Origin of the sequence: Rhizobium sp. BK313, assembly GCF_014193655.1 — a bacterium.
Classification (GTDB): domain Bacteria; phylum Pseudomonadota; class Alphaproteobacteria; order Rhizobiales; family Rhizobiaceae; genus Rhizobium.
Genome location: NZ_JACHZQ010000004.1, coordinates 284441 through 297515 on the forward strand (window position 1 = coordinate 284441; position 13075 = coordinate 297515).

Here is a 13075-nt window from a genome sequence, read left to right on the forward strand (position 1 = left end):
CCGCAGCGATATTGTCCTTTGGTGCAAGGAGGACCTGAAAGGATCGGTTTGGGTCATTCGCGCCGAGTCGAGCCGGTGGCAAGTCCGCTATGCCGCCGAAAGCGGAAGCAAATTCAGATCATTAGCGGTAATGCCACAGGCCGTGGCGGGTTGATGGCACCGCCCGAGACGTGATTCAACCTCCGAAACCGGAGCCTCGAATCATTGGTTGCGCGCTAATGAGTCCACGCCCTAGTCTCTTCTCAGCTCGCTCACCGCAGCCATTCGGCGGTCGACCTTAGTCACCGCTTCTTCCAGCCAGGCGCGGAGCGCATCGGCTGGAGACAGTTTCGATGCCCGCTTCAGCGACGGCTGAGCAGAGCATGACAGCCTTCCAGTCGGTTTATATCTGGGGTGCGCCGCTAATGGGCCTCGCCTTCTTCCTTGCGCTGCTCCTTGAGGAAAAGCGGCTTTCGGAGGAGGCGAGGGAAATCGCGGAAGGCACACTCGACGTGCCCGAATACTAGTGCGCGTACTTCGACGAAGCGAAAGCACTTTCCGGGATGCGCCAGCATGCGGAGCGGTGTATTGGATCGGCAAGACCCTGCCGATCTCCAGAGATTTCCCCTTATGCGCCTCAGCAACATTGCCATGTATACCGGTCAACCGCCGCTCGTTGCTGCAACGGACGCTCTCTGGGCCTATATCCGCGACCGGCTGCGAAAGGCCGGCGTGGCTGGTATTCCCGAGACATTGGAGAAGGGCATCACGCACGACGAGGCCTGGGTACGCTCGGGGCTCCTGCTGGCGCAGACTTGCGGCTTTCCCTATGTCAAACGCCTGCGCGGCAAGGTGCAGCTCGTGGCGACGCCGGTCTATGACCTGCCCGGCTGTGATGGCTCGTCGATGCGCAGCTTTATCATCGTCCGCAGGGATTCGCGGGCAGAGGCGCTTGCCGATCTTCGCGGCTTGACCGCTGCCATCAACGATCCCGGCAGCAATTCCGGGACTAATCTCTTCCGCGCCGCCATCGCGCCGCTCGCTGAAAATGGCCGCTTCTTCAGCCGCGTCGTCGAAACCGGCGGCCATCTAATGAGCATCGACGCGGTTTCGTCGGGCAAGGCCGATGTTGCTGCCATCGACTGCATCACCTTCGGCAATACCAAACGCTTCGATCCCGACCGTGTCGCTGATATCCGCATCCTGGCGGAAACGATCAGGGGGCCGGGCTTGCCGTTCATCACCGGTTTGGAAACATCGGCGGAAGAATTGACGCTACTGCGCCAAATTCTCGCCGACATAACAAGCGAACCCACACTTGCGGATGTCCGCGATACGCTGTCGTTACGGCGCATTGAGGTGCTTGGCGATGCCGATTACGAACCGCTGGCCGAGCTGGAGCGGCAGGCGATCGCGTTGGGCTATCCCGTCATCGCCTGAGCCGCTTCTTTCAGCCGGTCACTATTCCGCCGTCAGCGTTACCGTTTGCGTCGCAAAGCGCGACGACGAAACGTCAACGGTGATTGCCCCCGCTTTGCCGGTCGACTGCAGCCAGAAGCCAGTGGTGCCCCCCTGGAAGGCTACCGTCTCCGGGCCGATGACCTTGGCAGGGCCGGTGACTTTGACCGTTGCAATATCGTTGAGGAAGGGCAGGCGGGAGCCTGCCTGGTCGAGTGCGCGGATGATGACGCGCGTCGTGTCGCGATCGCCGGCGCGAAGCGTCAGGCTGTCGGCCTTCACCTCCAGCGCCGTCGGAACGGGATAGGCGACCATGTGCAGCGTTGCGACCGCCTTGCCGCCAATGAGCCCGGTGAAATGCGCGTCCTCCCATTCCATGCCCCAGACGCCCAATTCGTCCTGGGTGAAATGGCGATGGTCGAAGACGACTGGCGGGTGCGGCAGATGCGGGAAATTCTCGCGGTCCGGGCCGATGCGTTTGACGAGCGAGCCGTAGCGCAGTTCGATTTCGTCGCAATTGGTGAGGACGATCAGCGGCAGCACGCCGCCAATATTGCGCTCGCCGCGCGCCCATATAGTCACCGGCTTCATCACAACCTCGTCGGAGGGCTCGCATTGGCTGGCATAGACATAGGCCGCGAATTTCGGCTCGCGGAACATGTCCAAGACGCCGTGATAGCAAATGCGGTCGCCGGAGCCGAAGTCGCTGTGGGTATTGTAATCGAACATGCACCAGCCGATGGCGCCGGAAATCGACGGGTCACCATACGCCGCGTTCAGTACCTCCAGGTGTCGGCGCACATGCTCGGCCTGGCGCTGTTCCTGATCGTAGATCTTTGTCGGATACATATGGCCGCCGAACTCGGTGATCAGATAGGGCACGTTCTTCGAAAGACCGGTGTTTTCCTGCTGCGGCCGGAGAGGCGTGCGTGGGCGGTTGGCGCCTGGCAGCTCCTCGTTGCCGAGGATGAAGTCGTTCATCGTGTAGACGTCTTCGAGCAATTCGCTCTCGGTGATGTAGCGCACGCCGCCGGTCTGGCGGGTCGGATCGAGTTCGCGCGCAAGCCTGTTAGTCTCGACATAGAAATCGTGAGAATCTTGTGATTCGTTGATGCGTACGCCCCAGATAATGATCGAGGGATGGTTCCAGTCGCGCTCGATCATGCGACGGACGTTGCGCACCGATTCCTGCTTCCACGCCTCGCCGCCGATATGCTGCCAGCCGGGGATTTCCTCGAAGACCAGCAGGCCGATGCGGTCGCAATGATCGAGGAACCAGGTCGATTGCGGATAATGCGATGTGCGCACGACATTGCACTTCAATGTCTGCTTCATGATCTCGGCGTCACGTTCCTGCGCGGAGCGCCCCATGGCATAGCCGGCATAGGGGAAGGCCTGATGACGGTTGAGGCCGCGCAGCTTCAACTTGCGGCCGTTCAGCAGGAAGCCTTCGGCGGTGAACTCGGCGGTGCGGAAGCCGAATGTCGCGACGTGTCGGTCCGGCCCATGTTCTGTCGTCAGTTCGACATCGACAGTATAAAGCACGGGATTGTCGAGTTCCCATAGCGAGACGCCGGCCAGATTGTCGAAGGTGAAGGTCACGCTGCCGCCGGAGGTCTCGGCAACAGCCGAGGCCAGCGCCGAGCCGTCCGGCGCGCGGAGGCTAGTTTTTATAGAGCCCTTGAAGGCGAGGCCTTGCGGATTGGCGATATCGCAGCGAACGGTGGCGGATTTTGCGGCGGCAAGCACATTGCCGGTCTCCACCTTGACGTTGGCGATCGAGACGGGTGCTGCGACCTTCAGCCAGACGTCGCGATAGATGCCGGCATAGGTGAGATAGTCGATACGGCCGCCGAAGGGCGGGATCTCCGGATTCTCGCTGCCGTCGATCTTGACGGTGAGGAGGTTGTCGCCCTCCTTTAGGCGGCCGGTCAGCCGCGCTTCGAAAGGCGTGTAGCCGTCCTTGTGCGCGACGATTTCCTCGCCGTTGAAATAGACGACTGCATCGGCCATGGCGGCGTCGAAGACCAGCGATACTTCGCGTCCGGCGAAATCGGCGCTCCACGGCAGGGTCTTCTGATAGGTGAAAGCGCGCTGATAGGATTTTTCATCGAAATAATTGAATGGCAGCTCAACCGCGGTATGCGGCAGGGTGACAGGCTGTCCCTCATGCAGATCACCGGCATCGGCGTCCGAAAACCCCTCGTGAAAAGTCCAGGATTCATTGAAGGCGACAACAGAACGCATATTCAATCCTATCGATAGAGCCCGTCGCACCCTGGACGAAGGCGTGTTGCTTGGAAAAGAGACGTAGTTGCGGCGTAAACGTTATCGCCGCCGGCGATATCTATACAGGCCTGTCACGACGGTGCAACGAAATCGGATCACGGATCGGCATTTCCCGGTGATCGCCCTCTTGCTTGAAACCCGAAAACCATACAATATACATACATTCTTTTGGGAGATACCGACATGAGCGATGATCTGGCAACGTCCTTCTGGACTCCCTCCATCAGCAGAACGGCGGGGCCGGTCTATCTGGCAATCGCCGATGCCTTGCAGGCCGATATCCGGGCTGGCCATCTGGCGACGGGTACGCGCCTGCCGCCGCAACGTGCGCTGGCCGAAGCGCTTGGCATCGACTTCACCACCGTCACCCGCGCCTATGCCGAAGCGCGCAGACGAGGACTGGTGGAAGGCCGGGTCGGGCAGGGCACCTACGTCAGCCAGGGCCGGACAGCGCCGCCGCTGCGACAGAGGCCCAATCCGAGCGGGCTGGTCGACATGAGCATGAATCTGCCGCCGCGTTTCGACGACGAAGCCCTGTCGGCGCGGATGTGGCAAGGGATCAGTGGCCTGGAAACGACTGACGGGCTGGACCTGCTGCTGCGTTACCAACAGCCCGGGGGCGCTGCCCGCGACCGCGCGGCCGGTGCAGAATGGCTCGCCAACCGGCTGCCCGGTATCGGGCCGGAACGCATTCTCGTCTGCCCTGGCGCTCAGGGTGCGCTGCTTGCGGTCACCGGCATGCTGACGGCTCCGGGCGACACTGTCTGCGCCGAGGCGCTGAGTTATCCGGGCTTCCTCTCCGTCGCAGCGCACCTACGGCTGACCGTCGCCGCTTTAGAGATTGACGACAACGGCTTGATTCCAGAGGCTTTTGAACAAATCTGCATCAGCAGGCGCCCCAAGGCGCTTTATTGCAATCCCACCATCAGCAACCCAACGACGATCACGCTGCCTTTGTCACGACGAAAGGCCATTCTCGATATCGCCGCTCGTCATGATGTCGTGATCATTGAGGACGATGCCTATGGCGCACTACCCATGCAACCGGTCGCGCCGCTGGCAGCCCTTGCGCCGGAGCGGGTTTATCATATCGCCGGCCTTGCCAAATGCCTGTCGCCTGCGCTGCGCATCGCCTATCTCGCCGCGCCGGATCTGCGCGCGGCAACCAGGCTTGCCGGCACCATCCGTGCCACCTCGGCCATGGCCTCGCCGCTTTCGGCCGCGATCGCCAGCCGTTGGATCGAAGATGGGACGGCAGAGGCTGTGCTTGCTGCGATCCGCCGGGAAACCAAGCTACGCCAGGCAATTGCAGCGGAATTGCTGCCCGCTGCCAATCTGCTTGTCGATCCTGAGGGCTTCCACGCGTGGCTGCAGCTATCCTCCGCCTGGTCGCGCGGCGAATTCACCGCGCGACTGCGCTCGGCCGGTATTGGTGTGGTCGCCAGCGATGCCTTTGCCGTTGGTCCGGCGCCGGAAGCAGTCCGCCTTGGGCTCGGCGCTGCCGAAGATCGTGACCATCTACGCCAGAGCCTCGGAATTGTCGCCGATTTGTTGGCAGAGACCCCGGCAGCCTCGGCGATGGTCATCTGATCGGACAAATTGCCGCGCCTGCATATATTCCAAGACAATCTACATACAATAATTGACAATGTATGCATTTCATGCCATACATCTTTCAACAGGACGGCAAGCGGCGTAAAGTCGCCGGCAAAGCCGTCCGGCTTCGGGACGACCCGCATGGGGCGCTTCGCCTGCGAGGCTCTCGGGCACCACGCTTTCAGGTGAATGCCCGATTTTTGGAAGGGACAAAACAATGTCATCCGAAGACGCATGGCCGCCGCTTCCCCCGCTCCAGACCGGATTGCGCGGCCGTTGCCCGCGCTGCGGTCAGGGACATCTGTTCAAGGGCTTCCTGACGCTCCGTCCGTCCTGTGAAGTCTGCGGCCTCGACTATTCCTTTGCCGACCCGGCCGATGGCCCGGCCTTCTTCGTCATCTGCTTCGCCTGCATTCCGAGCGTTGCTCTTGCCGTCTGGCTGGAAGTCGCTTTCCAAGCTCCCTATTGGGTGCACGCCTTCACGACGCTGCCATTCATGCTGCTCACCTGCATCCCGCCGCTGCGTCCGCTGAAGGGCTGGCTGGTGGCGAGCCAATATTTCTACAAGGCGGAAGAGGGCAAACTCGCGCGGCTGGAAACGCCGCGCGACGGCGACGACCTGCATCCGCATTCCGCATAATCGGACTTACCTGGCCTTTGTGTTCCTGATTTCCTCCCCAGGGCTCCGCACTGCCGCATACATGCCGGTGGTGCGGAATTCTGTAGGATTGATGCCGTAGATGCGCCGGAACGCTTTCGAGAAATAATTGGCGTCGTCGAATCCCGACATGATCGCCACTTCCTTGACCGGAATGAACGCCGCCTTAGTCAAGAGCTTGGCCGCTCGTTGCATACGCTGTTGCAGGACGAATTCCGCCGGCGGCAGACCTTCGCTGTCGGCGAAAACGCGGGAGAAATGGGCGCGGCTGAGACCGCTGACCTTGGCAAGTTCGCTGACCGGCAGCGGCTTCTCCAGATTGGCTTCGATATAGTCGATGACAGTCTGCATGGCCGATCGGTCGGCAGCGACGGCGTGCGAACCGAAGACATCGTCGTAAAGCGCCATTGCGGCTTCATAGGCCACTGCCGAGGCGGAGGCCGGTGTCGTAGCGCCCCTTACAAGCCGTAGGCTGCAATCGGCAAGATGATCGATCGTCGACTGCTGCAGCTTCAGCAGCGGTCCGGCGGCAGCGAGGATCAGGCGATGGATGCGCAGCGCCTCCTCTCCGTTCATCGATATCCAGAAATATTCCCAGCGCTCGCCCTTTTCCAACCAATAGCGATGGTTATGCGGCACCAGAACCAATAGCGTATCGCCGGCGCCGAGACGGTAGTTGCGGTTCTCGTAACGCAGCCGGCCGCTGCCGTTGATCGTATGCTGCAGCACCGTGAAGGGCGTTTGGCCGCGCCGGCGTCCATCCCAATCGTAAAGCTCGTTGTCCCTTATTTCATAGCCCGCGCTGGTCGGCATGGCGTGCAGCCGATGGCGCCCACGAGGCAACGAAACAGTCCGCATGGTTTGGCCGTTGGCGATCAAATCTTGCAGCACAAAATTACCCTTGAAAGCATAATAGTTCTCTGGTCGGCCCGATGATTATAGGCATAATCCCGGCCAGAAAACAGCATGCACCTGCCGATGAGGACCGGCAGAAGGAGGAGAAGGTGCTGATTTTACCCTTGCCGCACTATCGGTACGATCATGGGCTGAAAACACCATCCTCTTCTCCGCTGCTGATTGTTTGATCGACTTCAAGGTGAGGATCATGAGTTTCAAAATCGCCATCATCGGCGCAGGCAGTGTCGGCTTCACGAAAAAACTGTTCACCGACATTCTCTGTGTACCGGAGTTCCAAGATATCGAATTTGCGCTGACCGATGTCAGCGAGCACAATCTCATGATGATCAAGGCGATCCTCGACCGGATCGTCGAGGCGAACAAGTTGCCTACGCGCGTCACCGCTACGACCGAGCGCCGCAAGGCGCTGGATGGCGCGCGCTACGTCATCAGTTGCGTGCGGGTCGGCGGGCTTGAGGCCTATGCCGAAGACATCCGCATTCCCCTGAAATATGGCATTGATCAATGCGTCGGCGATACGATCTGCGCCGGTGGCATTCTTTACGGCCAGCGCAACATTCCGGTCATTCTCGACTTCTGCAAGGATATCCGCGCCGTCGCCGAAACTGGCGCGAAGTTCCTGAACTATGCCAACCCGATGGCGATGAATACCTGGGCGGCGATCGAATACGGCAAGGTCGATACGATCGGCCTCTGCCACGGCGTCCAGCACGGCGCGGAACAGATCGCCGAGGTTCTCGGCGCGAAGGACAAATCGGAACTCGACTATATCTGCTCCGGTATCAACCATCAGACCTGGTTCGTCGATCTGCGTCTTAACGGCCGCAAAATCGGCAAAGACGAACTGATTGCCGCTTTCGAGGCGCATCCGGTCTTTTCGCAGCAGGAGAAGTTGCGCATCGACGTGTTGAAGCGCTTCGGCGTCTATTCCACCGAAAGCAACGGCCACCTGTCCGAATACCTGCCCTGGTACCGCAAGCGGCCTGACGAGATCAACAAATGGATCGACATGTCCGACTGGATCCATGGCGAGACCGGCGGCTATCTTCGCCATTCCACTGAAACCCGCAACTGGTTCGAGACGGAATTCCCGCAGATCCTCGACAGCGCGTCTCAGCCGATCGATCCAGCCAAGCGCTCGAACGAGCATGCGAGCCATATTCTCGAGGCGCTGGAGACCAATCGCGTCTATCGCGGCCATTTCAACGTCAAGAACAACGGCGTGATCACCAATCTGCCTGCTGACGCCATCATTGAATCGCCCGGTTTCGTCGATCGCTTCGGCATCAACATGGTGGCCGGGATCACGCTGCCGGAAGCTTGCGCCGCAACCTGCATTTCTTCGATCAATGTCCAGCGCATGTCGGTTCACGCTGCAGTAAGCGGCGATCTTGACCTGCTGAAGCTTGCGGTTCTTCATGATCCGTTGGTCGGCGCCGTATCGACGCCGGAGGAAGTCTGGCAGATGGTCGATGAGATGGTCGTCGCCGAGGCCCGCTGGCTGCCGCAATATGCAGATGCCGTCGAAGGCGCCAAGGATCGTCTGTCGCGCGGCAAGGTGAAAACCCGCGAGTGGAAGGGTGCGGCCAGCCGCAACGTACGCTCGATCGAGGAGCTAAGAGCGGAAAAAGCGGCCATGACGCAGGCCGGTTAGCGAATGGAAATCCGGGACATGTTGGCTGCGACGGGGTTTTCAGGAGGAGACCCGTCGCGACACCAGCCGGTTCCCGTTCGATGGAGGAGTGCGGCGCATCCACGGGGCGCTCGCGACAATGGGAGAGAGAAAAAGATGAGACATTTTCGACCGATCAGCATTCTTGCGGCGTTGACGATTGCCACATCCGCAATCGCCATGAGCGCCTACGCATCCGAACCGACGGTGCCGCCCGTGCCGCCAGTTTTCCCGGCCGAAGGCAAGATCAAATATGTAGCACGAGACTCCATTCTGGAGTTCAAGGCGCTGCCGGAATATCACGAGCCGGATTGGGTCACCGAGAAATTCGTCAAGACCGGCAAGTTGCCACCGGTCAAGGATCGCCTGCCGAAGGAGCCGCTCGTCTACAAGACCGGCAACATGCCTGACGGTATGGGCGTCTATGGCGACACGCTGCGCCATGTCATCGGCGGCCGGCCGGAAGGATGGAACTACGGCGCCGGCCAGACCCAGGGTTGGGGCGGCATCGATATCGGCCTGTCCGAGTGCCTGACGCGCACCGCGCCGCTCTTCCAGGTGGAGGCGAAGGACACCGAACCGCTACCGAATCTCGCCAAGAGCTGGGAATGGTCGCCGGATGGCCATAAGCTCACCATGCATCTGATCGAAGGCGCGAAATGGTCCGACGGCGTACCCTTCAACGCCGACGACATAATGTTCTATTGGGAAGACGAGGTCATCGATCCGAATGTTTCCCCGCTCGGCGGCGGTGCATCGCCGGAAGCATTCGGCGAGGGAACGACCCTCAAGAAGATCGATGACTATACGATCGAGTGGACCTTCAAGGACGCCTTCCCGAAACAATATCTCTACACGATGGCCTATCCCAATTTCTGCCCGGGTCCGTCGCATATCCTTAAGCCGCAGCATCCGAAATATTCGAAGAACACATACGACCAGTTCAAGAATGCCTTCCCGCCGGAATATATGAATATACCGGTCATGGGCGCCTGGGTGCCGGTCGAATACCGCTCCGATGATATTATCGTCATGCGCCGCAATCCCTACTACTGGAAGGTCGATGAGAAGGGTAATCAGCTGCCTTATCTCAATGAGCTGCATTACAAGCTTTCGACTTGGGCGGATCGCGACGTGCAGGCAGTTGCTGGCTCTGGCGACCTTTCCAATCTCGAGCAGCCGGAAAACTTCGTTGCCTCGCTGAAGCGCGCCGCCCAGCCGGATGCCCCGGCACGTCTCGCGTTCGGACCGCGTCTCATCGGCTATAACTTGCAGATGAACTTCTCCGCCAACGGCTGGGGTAACCCGGACGCACGCGGCCAGGCAATCCGCGAGCTCAATCGCAATGAGGACTTCCGCAAGGCTGTGACTATGGCGCTCGATCGCAAGGCGATTGGCGACTCCTTAGTCAAGGGGCCGTTCACGGCGATCTATCCGGGCGGCCTGTCCTCGGGCACCAGCTTCTACGATCGCAATTCGACGGTCTATTATCCCTTCGACCTCGCCGGCGCGAAGGCTGAGCTGGCGAAAGCCGGCCTGAAAGACACGGATGGCGACGGCATCGTCAACTTCCCGGCCGGGGTCGCCGGCGGCAAGGACGTCGAAATCACCCTGCTGGTCAACAACGACTACACCACAGACAAGAGCCTTGCCGAAGGCGTCGTAGGCCAGATGGAGAAGCTCGGGCTGCGGGTCATCATCAATGCACTCGATGGTCCGAAGCGCGACGATGCCAATTATAGCGGCCGATTCGATTGGATGGTCCGCCGCAACAGCACGGAACTGGCCTCAGTAGTTCAGAACACCGAACAGCTTGCTCCGGTTGGCCCGCGTACGAGCTGGAACCACCGCGCGCCCGAAAGCGGCCAGTTGGACCTGATGCCCTTCGAGAAGGAAATGGTCGATATCGTCAACAAGTTCACGACCTCGCAGAACAGCGACGAGCGCGTGGCCCTGATGAAGCAATACCAGAAAATCTCGACCGAGCATCTCTACAATATCGGTCTGACGGAATATCCGGGCGCGCTCATCATCAACAAGCGCTTCTCGAACGTGCCTCCGGGTACGCCGATCTTCATGTTCAACTGGGCCGAGGACTCCATCATTCGCGAGCGCATGTGGGTCGCGGCCGACAAGCAGGGCAAGTATGAGTTGTTCCCCGAGCAGCTTCCGGGCGCGCCGGGTAGCGCCGGTCCGATCAACTAACTGAGCACGGCTGCCGGCCGTGAGGCCGGCTGTCTGCCCTCTGACAAGAATTCCGGCTGCATCACGATGCAGCCGGGCAAAGGTGAACCCAGCCGGTCCGTGCTATCCTCGGGATGCAGACCGCCGCGGCAAGAAGAGAAGCGAACCGTTCCATGTTGCGATTCCTGCTCGTGCGCATAGCCTCTGCCATACCCGTGCTGATCATCCTGAGCATGGTGACTTTTGCCATCATCCAGGCGCCGCCCGGCGACTATGCGGACTTCATTCGCTCGCAGTTGATGAACCAGGGCGGTGCGTCCTTTGCCCAGGCCGATGCCCAGGCGCAGATCTACCGTCACGAACACGGGCTCGATAGGCCCCTGGTCGTCCAATATTTCAACTGGATTGGTGGCATAGTCACCAAGGGCGATTTCGGCTACAGCATGTTCTACAACAAGCCTGTGGCCGACGTCGTCGGCGAGCGTCTGCCGCGGACCCTGGCGCTCGCCCTCGTATGCCATCTCTTCGCCTCCGTCCTCGGCATCGGCTTCGGCATATGGGCGGCCACAAGACAATATAGCTGGATCGACAGCCTGCTTTCCGGCATCTCTTTCCTCGGCATGACGGTGCCGCGCTTTCTGATGGCGCTGATCATCGTCTATATCCTCGTCTTCCAGCTCAATGTCTCGGAAATCGGCAGCTTCTATTCCCCGCAATACGGCGGCGCGCCATGGTCCTGGGACAAATTCGTCGATCTGGTCAAGCACGTCTGGCCGGTCGTGGCGATCGCTACCTTTGGCGGGCTTGCCTATAATATGCGCGTCATGCGCGGCAATCTCCTCGACACGTTGAATGCGCAGTATGTCGAGACTGCCCGCGCCAAGGGTCTGTCCGGCGCCGCCGTCGTCATGCGGCATGCCGTGCCGAACGCCCTGCATCCGCTCGTCATGTATCAGGGCGTCGTTCTGCCCTATATGCTGACCGGCGAGATCGAAACCGCCATCATCTTCGCGCTGCCGACTGTGGGGCCGGCGATCGTCGGCTCGATGGCGGTCGGCGACGTCTATGTCACCGCCACCTTCATGATGGTGCTGTCGGCGACGCTGATCGTCGGCAATATCATCGCCGACATGCTGCTCGCCCTGCTCGATCCCCGCGTCCGCCAACAGGGAGGGATCCACTGATGCTCGCCTTCAGCACATCCTCACCATCGCTCGATGACGACAAGATTACACCGAAAAGCGGCAATGAGAGTTACGTCGCGCTTGTCTGGCGTCGCCTGAAGCGCTCCTGGACAGGCATGGGCGGCCTGATCCTCGTCATCCTCCTGCTGCTGATGTCGCTCTTCGCCGAGTTCGTCGCACCCGACGATCCCAAGGCGACCGATACCGGCTTTGCGCCGCCACAGGTGATCAGCTTCCACGACAAGGACGGCAATTTCGTCTTCCAGCCACGGGTCTACGCGCTCGCCGAAACCGATGAGCTTGATCCGGTCACATTCCAGCCGGTGGTCGGGCCGGACTACAACAATCCGCGTCTGCTCGGCTTCTTCGTCGCGGGCGCCCCCTATAACCTGTTTGGCCTGATCCCCGGCAACCGTCACCTTTTCGGCTCGACCGACGGGCAGCCGGTGCATTTCCTCGGTACCGACAAGTTCGGGCGCGACGTGCTCTCCCGTGCCATCTACGGTTCGCGCATTTCGCTGATGATCGCACTGACCGTCGTTTTCCTCGTCACTGTCGTCGGCACGACGGTCGGCATGGTCTCCGGCTATTTTGGTGGCACGTTTGATGCCTGGGTCCAGCGTTTCGTCGAGCTGGTGCTGGCTTTTCCGCAATTGCCGCTCTATTTGGCGCTGACTTCGTTGATCCCCGTGACAGCACCGACCAACGTCTTCCTGGCCTTCGTCATCATCGTCATGTCGGCGCTGGGCTGGGCGCAGATGTCGCGCGAGGTGCGTGGTAAGACTTTGGCTTTGGCGCGGATCGATTATGTTCGCGCCGCCATGGCGGTCGGGGCAACCGACCGGCGGATCATCCTTCAGCACATCTTTCCGAACGTCATGAGCCACGTCATCGTCACCGTGACACTGGCAATCCCGAGCGTCGTGCTGCTGGAATCCTTCCTCGGCTTCCTGGGGTTTGCCGTCAAGCCGCCGCTGATCTCCTGGGGACTGATGCTGCAGGATACATCCACCTATTCGGTCATTGGCTCCTATCCCTGGATCCTCTCGCCCGTCGCCTTCGTGCTCATCACCGTCTTCGCCTTCAATGCGCTCGGCGATGGTTTGCGCGACGCGATCGATCCCTATTGAGAGGAGA

The 13075-nt window shown here is 60.4% G+C and carries 10 protein-coding genes; 8 read left to right on the forward strand and 2 right to left on the reverse strand.

The genetic code is table 11. The features are described from left to right. The first annotated feature begins 332 nt into the window (after positions 1 to 332). The gene (locus FHT86_RS21560; protein ID WP_166656895.1) at positions 333 to 506 is read left to right on the forward strand and encodes a hypothetical protein; all 174 of its coding nucleotides are present in this window, start codon (positions 333 to 335) and stop codon (positions 504 to 506) included. A 103-nt stretch (positions 507 to 609) separates the two neighbouring features. Beyond that, positions 610 to 1419 (forward strand): phosphate/phosphite/phosphonate ABC transporter substrate-binding protein, encoded by an 810-nt coding sequence (locus FHT86_RS21565; RefSeq protein ID WP_133709518.1) that lies wholly within the window; start codon positions 610 to 612, stop codon positions 1417 to 1419. Positions 1420 to 1440: 21 nt separating this feature from the next. Here the strand turns inward: FHT86_RS21565 and FHT86_RS21570 are convergent, their stop codons facing one another. After that, positions 1441 to 3684, reverse strand: a complete 2244-nt coding sequence (locus tag FHT86_RS21570; RefSeq protein WP_133709519.1) for a glycoside hydrolase family 2 protein — start codon at positions 3682 to 3684, stop codon at positions 1441 to 1443. 225 nt (positions 3685 to 3909) lie between these two features. Between FHT86_RS21570 and FHT86_RS21575 the strand changes: the two genes are divergently transcribed. Next, positions 3910 to 5316 carry a PLP-dependent aminotransferase family protein gene (locus FHT86_RS21575; RefSeq protein ID WP_133709520.1) on the forward strand — a complete coding sequence of 469 codons (1407 nt, stop codon included), beginning with the start codon at positions 3910 to 3912 and terminating at the stop codon, positions 5314 to 5316. Between the two features lie 223 nt (positions 5317 to 5539). Next, positions 5540 to 5962, forward strand: coding sequence for a DUF983 domain-containing protein (locus tag FHT86_RS21580; protein ID WP_133709521.1), 423 nt, complete (start codon positions 5540 to 5542; stop codon positions 5960 to 5962). A gap of 6 nt (positions 5963 to 5968) precedes the next feature. Here FHT86_RS21580 and FHT86_RS21585 read toward each other — a convergent pair whose 3' ends face one another. Further along, positions 5969 to 6838, reverse strand: a complete 870-nt coding sequence (locus FHT86_RS21585; RefSeq protein WP_210297871.1) for an AraC family transcriptional regulator — start codon at positions 6836 to 6838, stop codon at positions 5969 to 5971. 247 nt (positions 6839 to 7085) lie between these two features. On the opposite strand from FHT86_RS21585, the gene FHT86_RS21590 reads away from it, so the two are divergent. The 4 genes from FHT86_RS21590 to FHT86_RS21605 all read left to right on the forward strand — a co-directional run bounded on the left by FHT86_RS21590 (position 7086) and on the right by FHT86_RS21605 (position 13068). Next, complete coding sequence (locus FHT86_RS21590; RefSeq protein WP_133709523.1) at positions 7086 to 8552, forward strand: alpha-glucosidase/alpha-galactosidase; 1467 nt, start codon at positions 7086 to 7088, stop codon at positions 8550 to 8552. 135 nt (positions 8553 to 8687) lie between these two features. Continuing rightward, positions 8688 to 10775: an ABC transporter substrate-binding protein gene (locus FHT86_RS21595; RefSeq protein WP_133709524.1), complete on the forward strand. Its 2088-nt coding sequence runs from the start codon at positions 8688 to 8690 to the stop codon at positions 10773 to 10775. Between the two features lie 152 nt (positions 10776 to 10927). Continuing rightward, complete coding sequence (locus FHT86_RS21600; protein ID WP_133709525.1) at positions 10928 to 11938, forward strand: ABC transporter permease; 1011 nt, start codon at positions 10928 to 10930, stop codon at positions 11936 to 11938. After that, positions 11938 to 13068: an ABC transporter permease gene (locus FHT86_RS21605; protein WP_133709526.1), complete on the forward strand. Its 1131-nt coding sequence runs from the start codon at positions 11938 to 11940 to the stop codon at positions 13066 to 13068. Before FHT86_RS21600 ends, FHT86_RS21605 begins: the two co-directional genes overlap by 1 nt. The last annotated feature ends 7 nt before the right edge of the window (positions 13069 to 13075 follow it).

Bases quoted from the DNA above. Each gene is read 5' to 3' on its own strand.
- FHT86_RS21580 (WP_133709521.1), top strand. From the start codon at position 5,540: ATGTCATCCGAAGACGCATGGCCGCCGCTTCCCCCGCTCCAGACCGGA.
- FHT86_RS21575 (WP_133709520.1), top strand. From the start codon at position 3,910: ATGAGCGATGATCTGGCAACGTCCTTCTGGACTCCCTCCATCAGCAGA.
- FHT86_RS21585 (WP_210297871.1), bottom strand. From the start codon at position 6,838: ATGCGGACTGTTTCGTTGCCTCGTGGGCGCCATCGGCTGCACGCCATG.
- FHT86_RS21595 (WP_133709524.1), top strand. From the start codon at position 8,688: ATGAGACATTTTCGACCGATCAGCATTCTTGCGGCGTTGACGATTGCC.
- FHT86_RS21590 (WP_133709523.1), top strand. From the start codon at position 7,086: ATGAGTTTCAAAATCGCCATCATCGGCGCAGGCAGTGTCGGCTTCACG.
- FHT86_RS21570 (WP_133709519.1), bottom strand. From the start codon at position 3,684: ATGCGTTCTGTTGTCGCCTTCAATGAATCCTGGACTTTTCACGAGGGG.
- FHT86_RS21600 (WP_133709525.1), top strand. From the start codon at position 10,928: ATGTTGCGATTCCTGCTCGTGCGCATAGCCTCTGCCATACCCGTGCTG.
- FHT86_RS21605 (WP_133709526.1), top strand. From the start codon at position 11,938: ATGCTCGCCTTCAGCACATCCTCACCATCGCTCGATGACGACAAGATT.
- FHT86_RS21560 (WP_166656895.1), top strand. From the start codon at position 333: ATGCCCGCTTCAGCGACGGCTGAGCAGAGCATGACAGCCTTCCAGTCG.
- FHT86_RS21565 (WP_133709518.1), top strand. From the start codon at position 610: ATGCGCCTCAGCAACATTGCCATGTATACCGGTCAACCGCCGCTCGTT.